This window comes from Gordonia sp. YC-XJ4 (genome assembly GCF_059511865.1).
The window spans coordinates 6087544-6110257 of the sequence record NZ_CM183447.1 but is presented as its reverse complement, the minus strand read 5'-3'; the positions used below and the strand labels follow the sequence as shown (position 1 = coordinate 6110257).

Sequence of the window (22714 nt, the reverse complement as noted above, 5' to 3'; positions counted from 1 at the left end):
CGTAGCGCCCGAAGTATGAGGCCCAGCGCTCGGCGTCACGGCGTGGCGCCGAGCGCGCGGTGCCGCGGTGGCATCGGCACGAAACCCGCAGTGCGGCGCTGGTAGTCGGCGTACTCCGGGTACTTGCCCAGGGTGATCGACTCGGTGAACTTCGTCGACCCGACGAACAACAGGGTCAAGAGGACGGCGCCGAGGACGGTCGGCTGCAGCACCGAGCCGGCCGCCGACGCGCCGAACGCGAAGATCACCCACCACTGTGCCTGCTCGCAGAAGTAATTGGGGTGTCGGCAAAACCGGAACAGTCCTTCGGTGAGGAAGCGGGACGGCGGCTCGACACCTTGCGCCAGCGTCTCCGCCTTGCGGCGATGAAACTCCCATTGCTGCTGATCGGCAACGGTTTCACCGGCGAGGAACGCCACGAACAGCAGGGCGAGGATCACGTCGAGCACACCGAAACCGCCGGGATGGCGCAGCGCGGTGTAACCCGGCAGGGTGATCAACACCAGCAGCAGGTTCTGGTAGATGACGATGAAGAACAAGTTGAACAGAGCGAACTGCCATCCGCTCATCTTCGACCGGAGGATCTGCCACCGATAGTCCTCCATGCCGGTGTAACCACCGCGTCGGGCGAAGTTGAACGTCAGTCGTGCGCCCCACGCGGTGACCAGCACCGTCATCACCCACAGCCGTGGGTCGTCGAAACCGGCTGCGCCGCAGAAGATCCACATGTAGACCACCGGGGTGATCGACCAGATCCGATCCACCCACGAGGTGTCGCCGGTGATCAGCGACGCCACCCAGCAACCCGCACAGACGACCGCCGCGACGATTCCGACGACCCACAGCACCGACATGGCGTCAGCTCATCCGCGCCAGCGGCACAGCGCCTCGACGGCGGTCATGTCGTAGTCGGGGCCGGTGATGCCCACGGTCAGCAGCGTCACGCCTTCGGCGCTGATGGCGTCGGCGTCGCGGAGCAGGGCATCGACGTCGTCCTTGTACTGCACGCCCGCGGACCGCTCGATGGTCTCCGGGTCGCGGCCGGCGGCGGCGCAGTGCTCGGCGAGCACCTTGGACTTGTGGCGGTAGGTCTCGACGTCGTTGAAGCCGTGCCACGCGTCGCCGTACTGCGCGACGAGGGGCAGCGTCTTGCGCTCGCCGCTGCCGCCGATCAGCACCGGGATGTGGCGGGTGGGCGCCGGATTGAGCTTCTTCAGCCGTGAGTCGATGCGCGGCAACGCCTCTGCCAGGTCGGCGAGTCGCGACCCCGCGGTCCCGAACTCGTAGCCGTACTCGTCGTAATCCTTCTGGAACCAGCCGGCGCCGATGCCGAGGATCAACCGGCCGCCGGAGATGTGGTCGACGGTGCGCGCCATGTCGGCGAGCAATTCGGGGTTGCGATAGGAGTTGCAGGTGACCAGCGCGCCGATCTCCACGCGCTCGGTCTGTTCGGCCCAGGCACCGAGCATCGTCCAGCACTCGAAGTGGGCGCCCACGGGATCGCCGTAGAGCGGGTAGAAGTGATCCCAGTTGAAGATGACGTCGACGCCGGCATCCTCGGCGCGCAGGACCGCGTCGCGGATGAGGGAGTAGTCGGGAGCGTGCTGGGGCTGGATCTGGACACCGATGCGAATGGGGAATGCCATGGGTCCCAGTCTGCCCCCACGGGACGGGTGTGCGCACCCCCCGGTTTGTCCGCGGTGGACTTTGTCGCCCTGGGGGATACTTCTTGCCGCTGGGGCAAGGGGCGTCGACGTTCGGGTGCGGTCGTGCCAGAGTCGAGGCATGAGCACTACAGACCGCAATCCCCACACCGCGGACGAATGGGATGCGCGGTATCGCGATACCGACAGGTTGTGGACGAGCGACGTCAATCCCGCACTACCGATCGAGGTTTCGGACCTGACGCCCGGTACTGCGCTCGAGGTGGGTTCCGGCGAGGGAGCAGACGCCCGGTGGCTCGCCGACCACGGCTGGCAGGTCACCGCGCTCGACATCTCCCAGGTCGCCGTCGACCGCGCGCGGGAGATCGATACGCGTCCGGCGATCACCTGGTTGCAGGCCGATCTCGTCGCCGACGATGTCCCGGGTCGCGATTTCGCACTGGTCACCGCCCACTACTTCCCGATCGCGGCGGCCGATGTGGCGGTGGCGCGCAAGCTCATCGACGCGGTCGGACCAGGCGGAACGCTGCTGATGGTGGCACATGCCCCCGAGGGTGTGCGTGCCCACGGCTTCGATCCGGCCGACTACGTTCAGCCCGACGACATCGCCGAGATGCTGGGCGACGGTTGGCAGGTGATCACACACGAGACGCGGGAACGGGGGCGCCCCGCCGGCGGCGGTCACCACATCAACGACGTGGTGCTGCGGGCGCGGCGCACGTAGGTGCTAGTTCTGGCCGTGAGCGTCGACGACGCGCGCAATCCGTTCGATCGCTTCGGTCAGTACCTCGGGTGAGGACGCGACGTTGATTCGCGCGAATCCTTTGCCTTGATCGCCGAAGGCGGGACCCCGGTGGAGGGCGACGCGCCCTTCGTCGAGGATCGGTTCGGCCGGGTCGTCCCCGAGGCCGGTGTCGCCGAAGTCGAGCCAGGCGAGGTAGGACGCGTGCGGTCGGGTGTAGCGGATCTGTGGAAGATGTTGCGCGAGAAGCTGCTCCAGCAGGTCGAGGCTGTCGCCGATGGTGTTGAGCGTCGCTGCGAGGTAGTCGTCGCCGTGGGTGTAGGCGGCCGCGGAGGCTGCACGGCCGAGAATGCTGGTCCGGAAGGCGACCTCGTGCGGTTGGCGTCGAACGACGGCGCGCATGAGGTCGCTGCCGACTACGGTGAGCGCGCACTTGGTGCCGGCGATGTTGAACGCCTTGCTCGCGGAATGGGCGGCGATGCCGACCTTGCGAGCGGCACCGCTGACGGACAGGAACGGCACGAAGGGTGGAGCCTCCGGCGTGATGTCCGGCGGGTGCACCAGCGGGGCGTGGATCTCGTCGCTGACGACGACAGCACCGTGATCGTCGGCCATCTCGGCCAGGGCGACGAGATCCTCGCGCGGATGCACGAGGCCGAGCGGATTGTGCGGATGGCACAGCAGGATTGCGCGTGTCCCTGCAGCGAATTCCGCGCCGATCGCGTCGAGATCGAGGCGGTAGCCGGTGGGACGGGTCGAGTCTGCGACCAGGGGTACCTGGTGGAGGCGGCCGCCGGCTTCCGGGATGAGTTCGAAGAACGGCGGGTACACCGGCGGCGTGATGATCACTCGGTCGCCGGGTGAGATCGCGGCCCGGAGTGCTTCGACGATCACCACGCTGACGTCGGTGGTGAGGTGAACGTCGTCGGGGTCGACGCGCCAGCCCCAGTGCCGTTCGGCGAACCCGGAGAACGCCGGTCCCACACTGCCGGTGGTGCCGGCGTAGCCGAGGTCGGAGGTCTCGATCTGGGTGCGCATGGCGTTGGCCACGACCGGCGCGATCGGATAGTCCATCTCCGCCACGAACAACGGCAACACGTCGTCGGGGTAGGTGCGCCACTTCTCGCTGTTGCGCCGACGCAGCTCCGCCAGCGACGGTGTCGCCGGTCTCGGCAGCTCTCGACTGGTCATGTCCTCTTGTCTAGCACCGCTGCGGGCTTTTCGATGTCGGCTGTCGGGGGTCTCGAGCCGTTCTTTTCGGTGGTCGAGCAGCCCATCGGATCTTTCGTCCCGGTGGTCGAGGTGTCGAGGAGCGCTAGCGGAGTTCCCTTTTCTTCCGGTGGTCGAGGTGTCGAGGAGCGTTAGCGACGAGCCGTTCTTTCGGTGGTCGAGGTGCCGAGGAGCGTTAGCGACGAGCCTCGAGACCTGTTGCGCCGCTGCTGGTTCCGACCCCGAACGGGTGCACGCCCCGGGTCTCGAGTCCGCGGTCACCGAGTAGTTGGGCGAGTCGGTTCTCGACCGGCGAGCCAGGGTCGGGGGTGAGGATCTCAACGAGGTCGTAGTAGCCGTGCCCGAGCGGGACTCGGCTGCGGCGTATCCGGTTGGTGGGCAGCATCGATCCCCGGTCCTCGCGCTCGGCGAGATCGGTATCGGCATCACCCTGTGGTGGGTCGGGTGGTGGATGCAATTCCGCGCGGATGCGGGCCAGCGCGTCGGCATAGGTGGCCCCGACGTCGGGGAGTGCGTTGGTGCGTTTCGGGTTCGGTGTCGCTGCCCCGACGGGCGTGTTTTTGCGCCACCAGCACCGTCCGGCCCACGGCCCGTCCCGATATATGCCGGTCGTGAATTGTCCGGGGCCGTCGCCGACCATCCGGTTGTGTTTGCCGCAGGCGGGGGCGAGGTCACCGATGTTGGTGAGCCCACCTTTCGCATGATCTTTGGTGGCGTGATGAATTTCGACGTGCGCGGCGGGCTGAGTACACCCGGGAAACGAGCAGTACTCACCACCGTCTTTGGCGAACAACGCGATCCGCTGGCCTTGACTCGCCAACCGCGCGCGCCCCAAATACAGGGGAAGACTGGTGTGGTCGTCGAACACCGCCAACCACGGCTGGCACTGAGCAGCCAATGCGATCACATCCCGGATCGGGAGGAGGGTGCCGGTCGCGCTCACCCCCATCCCGGTCTGCGCGATCAACTCCGACAGGGTGGCTTTGATGATCAGATGCGGCGGTAGGCCGCGATGGGATTGGGGGCCGAGACCGACATCCAGTCCGGCGCGCAGGACCGCCTCCAACGCATCATGGTTGCGTTGCACCTGATCACGATGATCGCGGGCCGCGGCAGCCGCCACCTGTTCGGGATCAGCGTCTTCCCGCCTCCCGGTCGGCGAATCCGGATCGGCGGGATTGTTCATTCCGGGGGCCGCCCACGCGGCGAGTACTGCTTCGAGGTGCGCGGTGAGGGTGGGGGTCATCTGCCCCGACAACCCACTCATTTTCTGCGCGTCTTGGCGGCCGATGCGGATCTGGCGGCGGCGTTGCCGATCGGTGTCGTCGGTCAGTTGGCCGTCGGGGTCGAGGTGCGCCAACACCCGTGCCCCCAAGATCCGGAGGTCGGACGGGGTGTGGGTGCGCGCGTAGCGGGCCATCGTGGCGTCGGCCGACATTTTCTCGTCGAACGGCACTGCCGCGGGGATGCGGTCCAGCACGTCGATCACCACCGCCGCGTGCGACGAGCCGGCCGCCCCGGACGCCATCGCTTCGGCGAGTGCTGGATATTTGGGGGCGGCGACCTCACCGGTAAAGGTGTGGAAGGTGGCGGTCGCTTTCAATTGTTTCCACCGCCGCCACGGTTCCGACACACGCAACAATCCGATCATGGCGTCGGTGATCGACCCGAACCCGTATTCGCGGGCGAGGTGGCGGTCGGAGAATTCGACGATCTGCCGATCCCCCTGGACCGTGATGCGGGTGATCAACTGTTCGGTGGATTGAGCGACCGACACCAGGTCGTCGTTGGACAGCCCGGTCAAATCATCAGTGTCCAGCGAATCAACCACACGGTGGGCGAGGGCGAGTTTCTGGGTGGTCGACAACCCGGACACGTCGGGTAACGCGGTATCGACCATCATTTCTCACCCCCCGGCGATAGCGAACACATGTTTGTGTGTTGTTGCGTTCGAGTGTATGCCGGGCTTGTCGGGTTGGCAAGAGGTTGTCGAAAGTTCTTTCGGGCCGGTTCCAGCTGGGGGTTCGGCTCGGTCTCGAGGCTCGGCGCCTGGGGCGCCTCGCACCTCGACCACCGATCCGGGACGCACCTCGACCACCGATAGAAGGGCTCGGTCACCGATTCGAGGGCTCGACCACCGATGGGGTGCGTCTCGATCGCCGATGGGTAAGCGTCCCAGCAGTGGCAGCGCCGAGGTAGTATTCGCCCATACGTTCGATGCGCATATGCGCCGAATAGAAGGGCTCGACCGATGCGTATCGACAGCGGGACGAGGCGGGAGGCGTCGATTCTGCACGCCGACCTGGACTCCTTCTATGCCTCCGTCGAGCAGCGTGACGACCCGGCTCTGCGTGGTCGACCGGTCATCGTCGGCGGCGGAGTGGTGCTGGCCGCCAGTTACGAGGCGAAGGCGCGCGGTGTCCGCACGCCCATGCCCGGCCGGGAGGCGCGAGCACTGTGTCCCGATGCGATCGAGGTTCGCCCACGGTTCGAGGCGTACATGGAGGCCAGTCGAGCGGTCTTCGAGATCTTTCGCGACACAACGCCTCTCGTCGAGGGGATCTCCGTGGATGAGGCATTCCTCGATGTGGCCGGTCTCCGGCGTCTCGTCGGCGATCCGGTCGCCATCGCCGAGACCCTGCGGTCCCGCGTACGCACCGAGGTCGGCCTACCGATCACGGTCGGCCTCGCGCGCACGAAGTTCCTCGCCAAGGTGGCAAGCGCCGTCGGCAAGCCCGACGGGCTTCTCGAGGTCGCGCCGGGTACCGAACTGGCTTTTCTGCACCCGCTTCCGGTTCGCCGACTCTGGGGTGTCGGCCCCGTGACGGAGGCCAAACTCGCCGACGCCGGGGTTGCGACGGTTGGCGACATGGCGCGTCTGGGCCAGAAGGCGTTGTGCCACATCGTCGGTCCCGGCGCCGGCCGCCACCTGTTCGCGCTGTCGCTCGCGCAGGACCCGAGGCGTGTCGAGACCGGCAAGCGGCGCAGTTCGATCGGCTCTCAGCGGGCCTTGGGCCGCAGGCCCCGGCCCGAGGCCGAGATCGAGGCGACGATCATCGCCATCGTGGAGCGGCTCGGCAAGCGACTGCGCGGTGCCGATCGTGTCTGCCGAACCGTGGTGCTGCGCTTGCGTTTCGACGACTTCTCCCGCGCCACGCGCTCGCGCACACTGCCCGAGGCCACCGACCGCACCCAGGTGCTGATGGGTTGCGCCCGGGCGTTGTTCGACGACGCCCTGCCCCTCATCCGGGAACGCGGGTGCACGCTGATCGGGCTGTCGCTGGCCAACCTCGACGACTCCGACTCGCTGCAGATGACCCTGCCCTTCGACGACGACCATCAACCGGAACTCGACGCCGCGATGGACGAACTCCGTAACCGCTTCGGCCGGGACTCCGTCACCCGAGCAGTGCTCGTAGGACGCGACCATGGCGACGACGCCCCGATGCTGCCCGACTGAACCGGACGACACGGTGCGCAAAACGCGCAAAACACGACTTACGAGCACAACAGTGACTGTGATCCGCATTACCCACAGACTCCTCGTGTAGCCGACGACACCGCAGAGTCGTCGGGAAGCACGGCAGAAAGTTCAGGCAATGTTGGTAGCACTCGGGTTGGCGATGGTCGCCACCTTCATGTTCCTCATCATCACCAAACGCGCGACACCCGTTGTCGCACTGATCCTGGTTCCCGTCGCCTTCGGCCTCTTCGCCGGCGCGGGCCTCGGGATCAGCGACATGATCAAGGACGGCATCAAGGAGCTCGCTCCGACCGCGGCGATGCTGTTCTTCGCGATCATCTTCTTCGGCATCATGATCGACGTCGGCCTCTTCGACCCGATCATCCGCTTCATCGTCCGCATGGTGCGCAACGATCCGGCCCGGCTCGTCGTCGGTACCGCGGTCCTCGCGGCCGTGGTGTCCCTCGACGGTGACGGATCGACCACCTTCATCATCACCACCGCGGCACTCCTGCCGCTGTACCTGAAACTCGGCGTCTCCCCGGTGGTTCTGACCGTCGTCGCCGGCCTGGCCAACGGCACCATGAACATCCTCCCGTGGGGTGGGCCGACAGCCCGCGCGGCCAGTGCGCTCAAGATCGACACCAACGACGTCTTCCTTCCGATGGTGCCCGCGCTCGCGATCGGCATGCTCGTCGTCCTTGCCTTCGCCTACCACCTCGGCGTGCTCGAGCGTCGCCGCATCGGCCGCATGGAGATCAAGGAGTCGATGCTGGCCCCGAGTGAGGAACTCGTCCTCGCCGGCGCAGGCGGTGGCAGTGGCACCGATACGCCCACCGGTCGTCGCCGTCTCTTCGGTCGCGGAAATGGCAGTGGTGCAACCGGTTCGGGCTCCGGGTCAACCGGCGCCGGTGGCGACCGTTCCGGCCCCGCCTCGACCGGCGACCTGCCCGCCCAACCCCACGACGATGCTGCCCACGACGACTCCGACGCCACGGCCTCCTTCACCGGCGTGCTCGACCCGAACCGGAAGTCGCTGCGGCCCAAACTGTTCTGGATCAACGCCGCACTCACCGTGGCGCTGCTGGCGATCCTCGGCATGGACGTCGTCGCCATCCCCGTGCTGTTCATGATCTTCGCCGGAATCGCTCTCGCGGTGAACTTCCCGCACATCAAGGATCAGCAGGAGGCCATCACCCGGCACAGCTCGAGCATCGTCTCGGTGGTCGCCATGGTGCTCGCCGCCGCGGTGTTGACCGGCGTGTTCAGCGGAACCGGCATGGTCGACGCGATCGCGCACTGGATGGCCGACGGCATCCCGACCTGGATGGGCCCGCACATGGCCGTGGTCATCGGCGTGCTGTCGATCCCGCTGACCTTCCTGATGTCCAACGACGCCTTCTACTTCGGGGTGCTGCCGGTGCTCTCGGAGACCGCGACCCGCTACGGCATCGACCCCTCCGAGATGGCGCGCGCATCGATCACCGGTCAGACCTTCCACATGCAGAGCCCGCTGGTTCCGGCGATCCTGCTGCTCGTCGCGCTCGCCGGCGTCGGACTGGCCGATCACCACAAGAAGGTGCTGTGGCGTGCGGCGGTGGTCTCGCTGGTGATGCTCCTCGCCGGCTGCCTGTTCGGCGCCATCCCCTTCTGAGGAGTTCCCGACCGGGTCACCGCAAACAGGATGATCTCCCTGTCGGCCGATCCCTCCCACGCCTAGGCTGACCGCATGCGATTGCGAACGCAGGTACTGCTCCTGCAACTCGCCGTCATCGCGGTCAGCCTCGGCGTGGGTTTCGGCGTCGTGGTCTACGGATCCGACGACCGGGTCCGCGACGAGTACGCCCAACGGGCCCTGGCCATCGCCCAGACCATGGCCGACGATCCCGACGTCGTCGCCTCCGTCGCCGCACATCAGGGCACCGACCTCGACCGAGCCGAACTCGTGAACTCGTCCCTGCAACGCCAGGCGACCGCCGTGGCCCGCAGCACCGGTGCGCTCTTCGTGGTCATCGCCAACGCCGACGGAATCCGATTGGCCCACCCCGACATCGACGAGGTGGGCGTGCACGTCTCCACCGATCCGTCCCGGGCGCTGGCCGGCCAGATCGACATCACCACCGACAGGGGAACACTCGGCGACTCGGTCCGCGCAAAGGTGCCCATCCTCCAACCCGGGCTCACCCGTCCGATCGGCCTGGTCAGTGTCGGCGTCTCGACGCAGAAACTCACCCGCGACACCCGCCGCGACATCCTCGCCACCGGGCTCATCGCGCTCGTGGCCCTCGCCGTCGGTGCGGTGGGGTCGGTGCTGCTGGCCCGCCGATGGCGGCGCTTGACCCTCGGACTGGAGCCCGACGACCTCGCCGAACTCGTGCGTGAGCAACGGGCCGTGCTGCACTCGCTCGATGACGGAGTCCTCGCCGTCGACAGCGCGAACGTGCTGCGGGTCGCCAACGAACGCGCCCGCCGACTGCTGGAGGTCTCCGCGCCGGTCGGAGCCTCCGTCGACGCGCTTGGCCTGACGCCCCGGGTGCGCGGTGTGGTCGAGACGCCGACGCCCGAGCCGGTGGCGGCCACCGTCGGGGATCGGATCGTGCTCGTGTCGTCCCATCGGGTCACCGCCGACGGACGTGACCTGGGCATGGTGCTGTCAGTGGTGGATCGCACCGACGTCGAGGAACTCACCCGCGAGGTCGACGCCGTGCGCGCGATGAGCATGGCCCTGCGCGCGCAACGCCATGAGACCGCCAACCGCATGCACGTGCTTGCGGGATTACTGCGGCACGACAACGTCGACGAGGCCCGCGCCTACCTCGACGACCTCACCGGACCGCACGCCCGCACCATCGACGGCATCGAGAACGTCGACGAACCGCACCTGCAGGCTTTCCTCGAGGCCAAGGCCAGCCACGCGCGCGAGCGGGGTGTGACGCTGCGCCTCGGACCCCAGACGTGGGTCGCGGGCGCGCTCACCGATGCGGTCACGGTGACCGCGGTGGTCGGCAACCTCGTCGACAACGCCATCGACGCCGCGGCCGGCAGCGCCGACGCCGAGGTGGAGGTGGAACTGCTGACCGACCCGGGCACGGACGCCGAGGACGGCACGACATACGCGACACTGTTGGTGACGGTGGCCGATTCGGGACCCGGTATCGCCTTCGACGACCCGGCGGAGGTCTTCACCGAGGGCGTCACCACCAAGACCGACCCGGCCGTCCCCGGCGGCCGCGGGATGGGCATGTCGATCGTCCGGCAACTCGCGCGGCGAATCGGCGGTGACGTGACCATCGCCGAGCCGGGCGGAACCGGGCGCGGCGGTGCGGTATTCGTGGCCCGGCTACCGGGCGTGATCGAGGAGGGAGGCCGGTCATGACCGGCGAGACGCCAAGCACCGACGGTCACGGCGTGCTGATCGTCGACGACGACTTCCGGGTTGCCGCATTGCATTCCGCGATCGTCACAGCGGTCCGCGGGTTCCGTGTGGTCGCCCGCGCCGGGACCCTGGCGCAGGCGCGCACCGCGCTCGCCGAGCACCCCGACATCGAGCTGGTGTTGCTCGATGTCTACCTGCCCGACGGTTCCGGCATCGACCTGCTTGCCGAATTGCGTTGTGACTGTTTCATCGTCGGCGCCGAGACCGACGCGCGGGCGGTGCGCGCGGCCACCCGCGGGGGTGCGTTGGCCTACCTGATCAAACCCTTCGCCGACACCGAGTTGGCGCGTCGCCTGGCCGGTTACGCGCACTATCGGCGGGTGCTCGACGCGCCTCGGGTCGACCAGGCCCAGGTCGATGCGGCGTTGTCGGGGTTGCGGTTCGGCACGGTGCCCGCCGAACGGGCCTCGGGCGCCTCGCCGACCGAGCAGCGGATCCTCGAATTGTTCGACGACACCGACGAGGGATTGTTCGCCGATCAGGTCTCCGACGCCATCGGCATCTCAGCGGCCACCGCCCGCCGCCACCTCGCGGCGCTGGTGTCGGCGGGCCGGTTGGTCATGTCGCTGCAGTACGGCGGCACCGGACGTCCGCGACAGGAGTATCGCAAGCCGCGCACGTGATGGGGCACCGATCACCCGATCTGCTCGTCCAACCAGTCGAACATCCTCTGCTCGGTGAGTTCCCGTGCCAGCGGCTGACAGTGGTAGCTTGCGCCTTCGTCCTGGGTGAACCGGACATGGGTTGAGCCGGGTGCCAGTGCCGCGAGCTCGGCGGGCTGACCGCCGAAGAACTGCTCGCCGTCGGGGTCGGTGATCAAGAGCGAGGTGGTCATCAGGTGGGCGTAGTCGGTCAGGTCGTAGCGCATCACCTGGTCGATCACCGCGGAGTACCCGTGCACGCCATAAGGTCGGGCACGGAAGGCCCACGCCTCACGGGCGCTCCGGGAATCCGGCGCCTCCAGAGCTTCCGTCATGACCTCGTCGAACTTCGCCTTGTCGCCACCGGTGTAGAGCGACATCAGTTCGGTGGGAATCTTGTCCGCCCAGTCGCGGCCGACGTTCACCACCCCGCCGTCGGCGATGGCCGCGGCAAAGCGATGCTCGAAGCAGATCGCGCGGCTCACCCAGTATCCGCCCTGGCTCACCCCGTAAACGGCGAGCTTGTCCGTGTCGACGTCGTCGCGTTGCGCAAGGAAGTCGACCACCGGTGTCAGGACCTTCTCCCAGTCCGGCCGAAACGGGATGTCACGCTCGAACAGCATCGACTGCTGACCCGGACCGTCGAACAGCAAGGTGTTGTAGCCGCGTTCGAGGGCGGCCTCGCCTGCCTCGCACCAGACGCCACTGACCGAGCCGTCGCTGCCGCCGTTGACCACGACGGTGCGCCGCGGAGCCGTCGACGGGTCCGGGCGGAAGAACCAACCGGGCATGCTGCCGCCCTCGTACGGGATGTCGACCCGCTCGACCGGCCAGTGCGTGGTGGCGACGAACCCCTCCCAGGCCACCCGATGCTCGCCGAAGGTGGGCAGGAGGGCATCGGTGTCGGCGCGTCCGTCGATCGAGTTGTACGCAACCCCAAGGTAATCCGCGGCCCGAAGATACGCCCGGGCGGCGCTGACCCGATGTCCGGCGGCCGCGCTCGCCTCACCGATCGCGGCGATCCGACGACCGAGGTCGAGCCACCCGGTGAACCAGGACTCACCGTCATCGGGGGCGATCCCGGCGATCAACGACAAGACTTCGCCGACGTCGGAACCGCCGCGTGTCGACTTCCCGAGAATGGTGCGGACCTGGAAATCGCGGGCCGGATCGGTGTAGAAGCCGGCAGTGAAGACCTCGTGTGACGGCGTGCCATGGCGGTCGAGCTCCGCGACGGTCAGAGCTGTGCCGGCTGCGGGCGTTGTGCTGGTGGTGGGGGTCGACATGGGATTCTCCTTCGGGGATGGGCGGATGTCAGGGTGGGTTCAGACCGGACTACCGGTCGCATCGGCGGGGCGGTGGGCGGCAACGTCGCGGGTGACCTTGACCGCGCGCAGCAGGGCCAGGATCGGGAGGACCCACTCGATGAGCACGACGACGATCGGCCGTGTTCCGGCGGCATCGAGGTGTGCCGAGACGATGTGACAGATGCCGACCACGAGCACGGTGACGCCCCACACGGTGCTCAGCTTCCGATTGATCGCGCGGAAGCCCGGAGTGCTCCAGTACTGCTGTGGCACCTCTTGTTTGGCGAAGTCCGCGGTGAACGGGGCGACGGAAGCGGTGGCGACGATGAAGGCGCCGAGCAGCAGGGAGGCGCCGCCGCGTGCGTTGAGCCTCAGGAAGTCGTCGACACCGGAGCCGCCGACGGCGGCAACGAGTGCGATGACACCCATGATCACGGCCTGGACGACCGGCAGGATCTTGAGGCCGCCGCGAGCCGTGAGGGCGATCAGGATGAGCGCAGCCGCGAAGGCGATGAGGGCCGACCATCCGGTGGCCAGCCAGTGGGCGAGCACGCTGAACAGGAGAAACGGTATGAAACCGAGGATGATCTTGACTGGATTCATCGGGTGCCCTTCGACGGTGTCCGCGGTCGGTCGACCGCTCATAGACTGAGTCTGCGCGGCGCCCGGGTTCGGCCGACTGGCCGAAAAGTACAGTTCCGCGACCAGGTGGAGAAGGCAGGCGGAGATGCACTGGAGTCCCGAGGTGACCTCGACGATCGACGATGCGATCTCCGCTGCGCGAGAAGGCACCCCGACGGTCCTGGCCGTCGAGGGGGCTCCCGGTTTCGGCAAGAGCACGCTGGTGTCCCTCGTGCTTTCCCGGTTGGCGGGGTTCCATGTCCTTCGGGCTGTGGGGGAGGAGGTGTTGCGGGCCGAATCGTGGCAACTCCTCGACGAGTGGAACGCCGCCCCGGAAGGTGCCGCGCGTCCGACGCACACGATGCAGGCGTATCGCCAGCTGGCCGACCTGGTCGATCACCGTGCACCGACCGGCCCGGTCGCTCTCGTCATCGACGACGCGCAGTGGATCGACCCCGAATCGATGGCCGCGGTGACGGCACTCGCCGAGCGTGCACAGGGCGACCGCATCCTGATCGTCGTGGCATTTCGGCCACTGGGACTGCGCCATCCGGCGTTTCGACGACTGCTCGATGAGGCGCCGGCACCCCGAGTGCGCGTCATCGAACTGGCCGGCCTCGACCCGACGGCGGCGCAGGACCTGGTGACGTCGATGGCACCGGATGCGCCGCCGGGCCTGGCCGAGCACCTGATCGCGCACACCGGCGGCAGCCCTTTGCACATGCGTGCCCTGTTACGCGAGTATCCCGCAAGCGAATTGGCTGTCCTCGCCGATCGTGGCGAACTCCCCGCCCCCACCGAGCTCGCGGCAGTCATCGAGACGCGGATCGCCGGCCTCGACCCGCAGGTGGCGACCATGATGCGCGTGCTGGCGGTGCTCGGCGACGAATGGCACGACACCGCAACCGTGTCTGCGCTGGGTGCGATCACCGACCCGGACACCGTTGTCCGCATCCTGCGCGATGAGGGGCTGGTTGCCGTGCACGTGGGCAACTCCGCCACCCGGATACGCATCTCGCACGCGGTGATTCGTGCGGCCGCGTACGCCACGATCCCACACGAACCACGACGCCGACTACATGCCGCGGCCGCTGCGCGGTCGACGAGCGCGACGCAACGACTCCGGCACCGGTTCGCGGCCAGCGCCGGACCCGACGAGGGCCTCGCGTTCGATCTCGATCGACAAGCCGCCGATCTCCATGCGCGGGAACGATTTCGAGAGGCCGCCCGGCACCACCGGATGGCCGCGGCGATCTCGCGGTCCGACCCCGAGCGCGAAGTCCGGTCCTTGGACGCAGACTTCGAATCCATTGCGGCACATGATCTCGATGAGGTCGTGCTCGACGACCTCGACGACGACTCGCCCGATCTGCTCCGTGTTGTGCACGCCATGAAGGCCGTCGCCGAGAAGCGATGGGCGCAGGCGGCGGACATACTCGACGCCATCGATTACGACGAACTCGAACAGTGGGATGCCAAGCATCGTGGCCGCGCCCTGATACTGCGGGGATGGACGATCATCGCGGCGGGACGGGACCCGATCGATGCCCGGCCCTACCTCGACCGGGCACTCGCCGACGGTGCGATCGATCCGGCGCTGCGTGCCCAGTTCACGTTCGCTTACGGCCAGGCCGTCCAGGCCACCACTGTCGGAAACGACGATCTGTGGGGGTTGGAGTCCACCGTCGACATCGACCGGGCCGAGCTCGCAGCATCGACGGAGGGGCTGCTCCGGCTCGCGTGGCGGGGCGCGATCTACTCGCTGACCGGGTCTTCGGCGAAGGCGGTCGCCGACCTGGCCGTCGTGGTCGGCGCGGTCGACGACGGTAGGGTCGACTTCACCGACGGAGTCTTCCACGCTCTGCTCGGACACGCGCAATGGATGGGGGGAGCCTGGCGTCGCGGAGCCGCGAATATCTCTGTCGCACTCAATGATGCAGCCAACGCGCGGGCGGTGCATCCGGCGGTCGCGGCCCTCGATCCGTTGACATCGTTGACGGCGCACGAGGACGTCGGTGCGGCTCTGGAGCGAAGCCGACGCGCCCGCATCGCGGCACCCTTGGCCTCGGCCGTGCAAGCCGGGGACATCTCCTCTGTGATCGCGATGGCCTATGCGGGGACAGACCAGCAGCGGCACGACTGGCTGGGTCTGCGGATCGGAGACTTCGGCGATCCCCGCACCCATCCCGCGACGGTCGTACCGTATCTGTGGCTGCTCATGATGGGGGTTGGGGCGTCCTGGGCGGGTGACGCCGGCGCCGTCGACAGCTGGGCTGATCGCCTCGAGCCGCTCGACGGTGGGCTGTGGCGGGTCGTCGGTGTCGAGTGGTTGCGGGCCCTGGCGGATCGGTGTCGTGGCGCCGCCGCCGCCGATCGCCTGATCGCCTGCGCCGAACGAGGACTACCCGATATCGCTGCCGTCGGCGTGATGCTGTGGGCCGATGCCGCGAATGCTGCTGCCGCCGAACATCATCGGGAGTCAGGCCGCATTCGTGCGCGTGCGCTCGATGCGCTGGTGGCGTTGGGTGCCGACGGTTATGCGCCGATGATGCTGCCGGACAACGACGATGCGGGGACCACCGACCACGCGGATCCGTTGGCGATACTGTCCGCGCGCGAGCGCGAAGTCGTGGCGCTTGTCCTGGAAGGTCTCAGTTACGCCCAGATCGCCAAGGAGCTATACGTGACCCGCAGTACCGTCGCCTTCCACCTGTCCAACGCGTATGCGAAAACCGACACGACGTCGCGGCACGAGCTGGTGTCGCTGGTGCGCGCGGGCTGACCGCCATGCGCCCGACGGATAGGGCGCACGCCGGCCACGATCAGGCTCCCGGCGACGGCGGGAACCATTGCAGATCGGTGGGCACGTACTGCCGGAAGATCAGGCGGAACGCCCCGTTCGGCGCGGGCAACCAGTTCGGCAGCATCCGCAGGTCGCGCGGCGGGGTCGAGGACAACACGATGTCCACCGATCCATCCGGATTCCGGGTCAGTGCCGACGGGTTGCTCCCCAGTGAGTAGCGGCCGATGGGGTTGGGCACCAAGAAGTTCGACGCGTCGTACATTGTGACCGACCACCATCCGCCCTTGGCGGCGTCGACCGGAACCAGCGGAGAGCGGGCTGGGAGATGGAGGCGATAGGACTTCGTGCCGGTGAACGCCGCACCCGTGCTGTCGACCGCCGACAAGAAGTAGCGCGACTCGCCCTGCTCGTTGGCGGCCAGTGCCCACCGCGCGACGGCCGCTCGGGTGGCGTAGTCGGTACCGAAATGCCCGGCGGTGGCCAGCGTTGTCCACGATCCGTGGTGGCTGAGGTTGTCGGCAACCGCGTCGTCGACGGTGTGTGTGCCCACGCGCATGCCCGCGGCGAGCACCCCGGCGTCCGGACCGGAGCCGGGGCGCGACCCGGGCGTGACGCCGACACTCGCCAGCGAGGTCACCACAGACCGATCGGCTGCCGGGGGCGGATCGGCGGCCAACACATCGGCGAGTTCGTCGAAGAATACCGTGCCGTCGGCGTCGAGTTTCTGCGGCGACCTCCCGGTACACGTGGGCGTCGACAGCCGCGGCGGCACCACCGCCGGATATCCCACGCGCGGACCGACCGTCAGCCGTGTCTGCGCCTGCAGAAGCTGGGCCGGCGGCCACTGGTTGCCGGTGTCGAGGATACGGCCGAGCATCCACACGTCCCACGTCGTCGACTGCAGGCGATGCGCGCCGGCGGGTACGGGTCCGTGATAGCCAGGGGGTACGAGGGTGACCGATGTCGGTCCGAATCCGGTGGTGCGGCTGCCGATGTTACCGATCACGTTGGTGTAGGCGTCCAGGAATTGCAGCACCACATATCGGCCGTGGGATGCCGGATAGCTGATGGTCACCGGGCCGTTCCGCAGATCGAGGAATGCGTTGCTGTACAACGTGTCCGAGTTGGGCGCGACGATCTGGCGAATAGCCGGATTCGCCGGTATCGGAAGGTTGATCAAGGTGTTCGGGGCCCGACCGCACAGCAAAGTCGACCGGGTTCGGACCACCGCGACCGGTGCCACCCCGTAGACGTAGCCGTTCGCCGCAGCCTGCACGGCGTCCGGCGAAGGCGTCGCCTGCGCGAGAGCCGGCACGCTTAGCGTGCCCACACCGAGCAGCACGACGGCGGCACACGCGCGGAGGGCGGACCCGAGTTTCGATGGTGCCTTCATTGATTCCTCGATTCCTCCTGGTGGGCGAGCGCCCCGCGGAGGAGCCTATCGGGATACCGGCCCGGCGAAACTGGCCATTACGGCCAGTCGCTGCGCCGGGGTGACCGGTCGTGGCGCCGGCGCGCGATGATGTGTGTCGTGCGAGGAGGTTGGTTGTCGGCATTTCGCATGTCGGACGCCCCGCTGGACACGGCGGGTGCGCTACGCGCGCTCGCGGCTGGCGGCACCCTCCTGATACTCGGTGTGCTGCTCGGCGACTGGGCCAGGCTGGGGGTCGCCTATCTCGGCGCCGCGTGTTCGGTGGCGTTCGTGCTCGGCGAAAGCTACCGGGTCCGGTTCACCGTGCTCGCGGCGGCGTCTGCGGGTGCCGCGGTGGGGATCGTCGTCGGTGGCTCGACGACCGGCCACGGCGTGCTGCCGATCATCGTCGTCGCGGTGGTGGCCGCAGCGGTGTCGGGGCTGGTCGGCGTCGTCGGGCCAGGCGGACCCGCCTTCGGGATGATGCTCAGTATCGGTGTCGCCTACGGCCAGTTCGGTGGTTCGGGGCTGAGCCCGCTGAACCAGGCGGTGTGGTACCTCGTCGGCGCATTGGTGGTCGGCGTGGCCCACTTCGCCGAGTGGCCGTTCCGGGCCGGCGTCCGACGATCTCCGCTCGATACGACGACCGACACGCAGCCGCACTCGATCAGAGGCGATGCCGTTCGGGTCCTGAACAGGATGCGCACCCCGGCAGCGGTCCACAACAGTGCTCGGACGGCGCTGTGCCTCGGCGTCGCCACCGCGATCACCGTCGCCGCACACGCCCCGCAGCACGGGTTCTGGTTGCCGCTGACGGTAGCCGTCATCGTCCGGCCCGAGTACGGATCGGTGGTCGGGCGAACGGTGAACCGGGTGGCGGGCACGCTGATCGGTGCCGCAGTGGCCGCCGCGGTGGTCGCGATCTGGCCCAGCGGCATCGTGGTCGCGGTGGCGGCGTCGGTCGGGTTGGCCTTCGCCGTGCTCACCGGACCCAAGTTGTACGGGCTCCGAGTCGTCGGCATCACCCTCTCGGCACTGTTGTCCGCGTCGGTGGGCGCCCCGGACGTCCTCGGCCCGGAGATCCGACTGCTCGACACCCTCGCCGGCGCGGTGATCGCCGTCGTCTTCGGTTATCTGATCTGGGCAGGCAGCAAGGACCAGGCGTGACCCGACGCCGCGGGCCGGCCACCACGACTTGACCTTGACACGGTGACAAGGTGTGGAGTGGACGGGGAAAGGAGGTGGTGGACGATGTGGCAAGCACTCGAGCACCCCGATCAGTCGGTACGTCTGCGCGCAGCGATGGCGGTGGGAACGGCCGGAGCCGATCTCGACGCCGAGGAGGTGACCGACCGTCTGATCGAGCGTTGCGCGATCGAGCCGGACTTCTTCGTCCGCGACATGCTGACGTGGGCGCTGTGCCGCCAGCCCGCCGACGTCACGGTTCCGCAGCTGCTCAAGGAGCTCGACTCCGACGTCGTGCAGGCGAGAAGCCAAGCACTGCACACCCTTTCGAAGATCGGGGATGGCAGGGCATGGCCGTTCGTGTCGACCATGCTGCATGAGGACCACGACGAGGTGGCGCGAACCGCGTGGCGTGCGGCCGTCGCGCTCGTGCCCGCCGACGCCGTCGACATCCTCGCAGCGGATCTGGCCACCGAGTTCGGACGCGGCACCGACGAGGTGCGCCGGAGTCTGAGCCGGGCTCTCATCGGGCTCGGCCAGCCCGGGCGCGACGTCGCGCAAGCGAGGCTGACGCATCCGGTCGCCGCGGTCGCCGACCACGCCGCGGCGACGATCCGGTTGTTCGATGATCCCGACTCGGGGTTCGCCGATGCTCATCGGTGAACTCGCCCGCCGTTCGGGGGTCTCCACTCGCATGCTGCGTCACTACGACCGGCTCGGGCTGGTGACCCCCACCGGGCGGACGTCGGGCGGCTATCGCGAGTACTCCGACGCCGACGTTCGCCGGTTGTTCGAGGTGGAGAGTCTGCGCACGCTGGGCCTCACACTGCCGGAGGTCGGTGCCGCGCTAGACGAGGCGGCCTACGAGCCGATGCAGGTGGTGGAGGACCTCATCGACCGCACCCGGGACCGGATCGCCGCCGAACAGGAACTGCTGGCCCGACTGCAGCGCGTCGCCGCCACCGCGCCCACGCAGTGGGCCGACGTGCTCGACGCGGTCGCGATGCTGCGCGCGTTGCAGTCACCATCGGGCGCGCAACGTATCCGGGCCGCACTCAGTGGCGACGACACCCGTCCACCCGTCGCCGAGTTGGCGAAAGCTGCTCTGGCCGAGCATGATCCGAATGTGTTCGGGGCACTGCGGTGGTCGTTGGCGCGCGCCGGTGACGCCGCACTCGACCACCTCGCCGACGGCCTGGCCGCAACCGATCCGCGGGTGCGGCTGCGCGCCGTCGAGGCCGTCACCGCCATCGACTCCGAGCGGACCGCCATGATCCTTCTGCCCGTACTCGCCGATGCCGACGACGACGTGCGCGATCGTGCCGCGACGGCGCTGGCCGCGCGTGGTTCGGCGGAGTCGATCGACCCGCTGGTCTCGATGATCGTCGCCGGGCGGCGCGACGTCGAGGCCGCCGAGTACCTCGGCGCCCTCGCCGAGCGAGGAGGCTCGGGCCGCGTCCTGGCCGGGCTCCGTCCTCATCTCGACGCCGCCGATCCGGCCGTGCGATTGCGAATTGTCCAGGCACTCGCCGAGATTCCCGGCGTGGACGGGCAGCGTCTGCTGGAAGAGATGACCGCCGACGTCGACCCCACCGTCGCGGCCACGGCCACGGCGGTGCTGCGCGCCAGGGATGTGGGCGCAAGGGTTATCGGTCGGTGACCGCCCGGTGACCGAATGGGTCGTGTCTCGGCGTTTTGTCGTTTCCGGCTGACGCGGATCGCTCCCGGCACGTATGAATGGAAGAGGAACTGCGGAAATCACCCAACGCCCGTGAGAGGCCCCACGATGTCCCACAGCACCGGAATTGCCCACCGTCCCCAGGACGAAAGCAGCTACGACGACGCCGACATCGACGCAGACCTGCGCTGGTGGGCCGCCGCCAACTACCTCAACATTGCGCAGATCTACTTGCAGGACAACGTTTTACTGACCGAGCCGCTGACCGTCGACCACATCAAACCGCGGTTGCTCGGCCATTGGGGCACGAGCCCGGGATTGTCGGCGATTTACACGGTGCTCAACCGAATCATCAACGACACCGGGTCGGAATGGTTGTATATCACCGGACCCGGGCATGGCGGTCCGGCATTGGTGGCCAACACATATCTCGAGGGCACCTATACCGAGATCTATCCGCACATTTCCCTCGATGCCGCCGGCGTACGGGCGCTGTGCAGGCAATTCTCGACACCCGGTGGCATCCCCAGCCACGTCAGCGTGCAGACGCCGGGGAGCATCCACGAGGGCGGCGAGCTCGGCTACGCGCTCGTGCACGCCGCAGGCGCGGCCTACGACCATCCCGACCTGATCGTCGCCGCGGTGGTCGGTGACGGTGAGGCCGAAACGGGTCCGTTGTCGGGGTCGTGGAAGATACCGGCGTTCCTCAATCCGGCCCGCGACGGTGCGGTTCTGCCGATCCTGCATCTCAACGGGGCGAAGATCGCCGGGCCCACCGTCCTCGGTCGCAGCACCGACGCCGAGATCAGCGACTACCTCAGTGGGCAGGGTTGGCGGCCGGTATTCGTGGAGGGCGACGACCCGCGGGAGGTGTTCCCCGCCTTGCACACGGCGCTGGTGGACTCCTATCGCACGATCCGGGAGATCCAGGCCGCCGCGCGCGGCGACGGGCCGCGCCCGGACACCGCATGGCCGGCGATCGTGTTGCGGACGCCGAAGGGCTGGACCGGCCCGAAGTTCGTGGACGGCAAGAAGATCGAGGGCACGCACTGGGCGCATCAGGTGCCGCTGTCGGGGGTCCGGGAGAACCCGGAACATCTGGCGATCCTCTCCGACTGGCTACGGTCCTACAAGCCCGAGGAGCTGTTCGACGAGGACGGCGGCGTCGTCGACTCCATCCGCGCGCTCGCGCCCAAGGGTGATCTGCGGATGGGCGCCACCCCGTACGCCAACGGGGGCCGGTTGCTCCGACCCCTGCGTCTGCCACCGATCTCGTCCTACGCCCTCGACATCGAGTCGCCGGGCGTGGTCCTGCACGAGACCACGCGCGTGCTCGGCGAGTTCATGCGCGACATCTATCGGGAGAACGGGACTCCCGACGACGGCGGCAACTTCCGGTTGTTCTGTCCGGACGAGACGTCGAGCAACCGCCTCGGTGCGGTCTTCGAGGCCACCGACCGGTGCTGGCAGCTCCCGACCACCGAGTTCGACGACGGGCTCTCGGCGTCCGGGCGGGTGATGGAGGTTCTCAGCGAGCACCTGTGCCAGGGCTGGCTCGAAGGCTACACATTGTCGGGGCGGCACGGATTGTTCGCGACCTACGAGGCGTTCGCGATGGTGAGTGCGTCGATGGTCGTGCAGCACACCAAGTGGCTTCAACACGCCGCCGAACTCCCGTGGCGCGAGCCGGTCGCCTCGCTCAACATCCTGCTGACGTCCACGTGCTGGCGCAACGACCACAACGGCTTCTCCCATCAGGGTCCCGGGCTCATCGACCTGGTGTTGCCGCTGTCGCCGGGGGTCGTGCGGGTGTGGTTGCCGCCGGACTCCAACTCGCTGCTGTCGATCGCCGATCACTGCTTCCGCAGCCGCGATCACGTCAACGTCCTCGTCGTCGACAAACAGCCGCATCTGCAATACCTGACGCTCGATGAGGCCAACGAGCAGGCCGCCGCGGGCGCCTCGATCTGGGAGTGGGCCGGCACCGAGTCCGCCGACGACGGGTTCGACGACGCCGCACCGCCGGACGTGGTGCTCGCCGCCGCCGGGGACGTCCCGACCCAGGAGACCCTCGCGGCCGCACAACTGCTCCGGGAGTGGGTGCCCTATCTGCGCACGCGGGTGGTCAACGTGATGGACCTGATGGTGCTGTTGCCGCAGAACGATCATCCGCATGGCTTGTCCGAGGAGAAGTTCATCGACCTGTTCACCCGCGACACCGACGTCGTCTTCGCCTTCCACGGCTACCCGCGCGCGGTCCATCAACTCGTGCACGGCCGCACTCATCCCGGGCGGTTCCACGTCCGCGGATTCTCCGAACAGGGCACCACGACAACGCCGTTCGACATGGTGGTGCTCAACAAGATGAGTCGCTATCACCTGGTTCTCGAGGCGCTGCGCCGCTCGCGACGCGCCCCGGAGAAGGGCGCCGAACTCGTCGAGTACTGCCGCACACAACTGGCCCGGCACGCCGACTATGTGCGCGAGCACTTCGAAGACCTCCCCGAGGTCCGGGACTGGACCTGGAGCTGAT

General features: G+C 68.1%; 17 protein-coding genes. 10 read left to right on the top strand and 7 right to left on the bottom strand.

Annotated features, from left to right (window positions below):
* Positions 1–35: 35 nt before the first annotated feature.
* Both AC5ZH6_RS27420 and AC5ZH6_RS27415 read right to left on the bottom strand, forming a co-directional pair.
* A complete protein-coding gene (locus AC5ZH6_RS27420) occupies positions 36–854 on the bottom strand; it encodes a DUF1295 domain-containing protein (RefSeq protein ID WP_014362072.1) in 819 nt (272 codons plus the stop codon).
* Between the two features lie 9 nt (positions 855–863).
* Positions 864–1646, bottom strand: a complete 783-nt coding sequence (locus AC5ZH6_RS27415) for an LLM class F420-dependent oxidoreductase (RefSeq protein WP_094601426.1) — start codon at positions 1644–1646, stop codon at positions 864–866.
* Positions 1647–1785: 139 nt separating this feature from the next.
* On the opposite strand from AC5ZH6_RS27415, the gene AC5ZH6_RS27410 reads away from it, so the two are divergent.
* The gene (locus tag AC5ZH6_RS27410) at positions 1786–2388 is read left to right on the top strand and encodes a class I SAM-dependent methyltransferase (protein ID WP_043456884.1); all 603 of its coding nucleotides are present in this window, start codon (positions 1786–1788) and stop codon (positions 2386–2388) included.
* A 3-nt stretch (positions 2389–2391) separates the two neighbouring features.
* Here AC5ZH6_RS27410 and AC5ZH6_RS27405 read toward each other — a convergent pair whose 3' ends face one another.
* The gene (locus AC5ZH6_RS27405; protein WP_094601425.1) at positions 2392–3597 is read right to left on the bottom strand and encodes a MalY/PatB family protein; all 1206 of its coding nucleotides are present in this window, start codon (positions 3595–3597) and stop codon (positions 2392–2394) included.
* A 214-nt stretch (positions 3598–3811) separates the two neighbouring features.
* Positions 3812–5536, bottom strand: a complete 1725-nt coding sequence (locus tag AC5ZH6_RS27400) for an HNH endonuclease signature motif containing protein (protein WP_240524151.1) — start codon at positions 5534–5536, stop codon at positions 3812–3814.
* A gap of 351 nt (positions 5537–5887) precedes the next feature.
* On the opposite strand from AC5ZH6_RS27400, the gene dinB reads away from it, so the two are divergent.
* From dinB to AC5ZH6_RS27380, 4 genes are all read left to right on the top strand, one after another.
* Positions 5888–7096, top strand: coding sequence for a DNA polymerase IV (dinB, locus tag AC5ZH6_RS27395; RefSeq protein ID WP_014362067.1), 1209 nt, complete (start codon positions 5888–5890; stop codon positions 7094–7096).
* Between the two features lie 139 nt (positions 7097–7235).
* Positions 7236–8753, top strand: a complete 1518-nt coding sequence (locus tag AC5ZH6_RS27390; protein ID WP_006373217.1) for a CitMHS family transporter — start codon at positions 7236–7238, stop codon at positions 8751–8753.
* A 75-nt stretch (positions 8754–8828) separates the two neighbouring features.
* Positions 8829–10475, top strand: coding sequence for an ATP-binding protein (locus tag AC5ZH6_RS27385; protein WP_094601424.1), 1647 nt, complete (start codon positions 8829–8831; stop codon positions 10473–10475).
* Positions 10472–11158, top strand: coding sequence for a response regulator (locus AC5ZH6_RS27380; RefSeq protein WP_020172961.1), 687 nt, complete (start codon positions 10472–10474; stop codon positions 11156–11158). The genes AC5ZH6_RS27385 and AC5ZH6_RS27380 overlap by 4 nt, the downstream gene beginning before the upstream one ends.
* An 11-nt stretch (positions 11159–11169) precedes the next feature.
* Here AC5ZH6_RS27380 and AC5ZH6_RS27375 read toward each other — a convergent pair whose 3' ends face one another.
* Both AC5ZH6_RS27375 and AC5ZH6_RS27370 read right to left on the bottom strand, forming a co-directional pair.
* Positions 11170–12462, bottom strand: a complete 1293-nt coding sequence (locus AC5ZH6_RS27375; protein WP_094601423.1) for an alpha/beta hydrolase family protein — start codon at positions 12460–12462, stop codon at positions 11170–11172.
* Between the two features lie 39 nt (positions 12463–12501).
* A complete protein-coding gene (locus AC5ZH6_RS27370) occupies positions 12502–13086 on the bottom strand; it encodes a hypothetical protein (RefSeq protein WP_265077175.1) in 585 nt (194 codons plus the stop codon).
* A gap of 124 nt (positions 13087–13210) precedes the next feature.
* Between AC5ZH6_RS27370 and AC5ZH6_RS27365 the strand changes: the two genes are divergently transcribed.
* A complete protein-coding gene (locus AC5ZH6_RS27365; protein ID WP_094601421.1) occupies positions 13211–15886 on the top strand; it encodes an AAA family ATPase in 2676 nt (891 codons plus the stop codon).
* Between the two features lie 40 nt (positions 15887–15926).
* Here the strand turns inward: AC5ZH6_RS27365 and AC5ZH6_RS27360 are convergent, their stop codons facing one another.
* Complete coding sequence (locus tag AC5ZH6_RS27360) at positions 15927–17300, bottom strand: DUF1254 domain-containing protein (protein ID WP_094601420.1); 1374 nt, start codon at positions 17298–17300, stop codon at positions 15927–15929.
* A gap of 153 nt (positions 17301–17453) precedes the next feature.
* Between AC5ZH6_RS27360 and AC5ZH6_RS27355 the strand changes: the two genes are divergently transcribed.
* From AC5ZH6_RS27355 to AC5ZH6_RS27340, 4 genes are all read left to right on the top strand, one after another.
* On the top strand, positions 17454–18485 hold the full coding sequence (locus AC5ZH6_RS27355; protein ID WP_165776316.1) for an FUSC family protein: 1032 nt from the start codon (positions 17454–17456) through the stop codon (positions 18483–18485).
* An 84-nt stretch (positions 18486–18569) separates the two neighbouring features.
* On the top strand, positions 18570–19166 hold the full coding sequence (locus AC5ZH6_RS27350; RefSeq protein WP_094601418.1) for a HEAT repeat domain-containing protein: 597 nt from the start codon (positions 18570–18572) through the stop codon (positions 19164–19166).
* Positions 19153–20163, top strand: coding sequence for a MerR family transcriptional regulator (locus AC5ZH6_RS27345; protein WP_094601417.1), 1011 nt, complete (start codon positions 19153–19155; stop codon positions 20161–20163). Before AC5ZH6_RS27350 ends, AC5ZH6_RS27345 begins: the two co-directional genes overlap by 14 nt.
* A 126-nt stretch (positions 20164–20289) precedes the next feature.
* On the top strand, positions 20290–22713 hold the full coding sequence (locus AC5ZH6_RS27340; RefSeq protein WP_006373212.1) for a phosphoketolase family protein: 2424 nt from the start codon (positions 20290–20292) through the stop codon (positions 22711–22713).
* Position 22714: the final 1 nt, after the last annotated feature.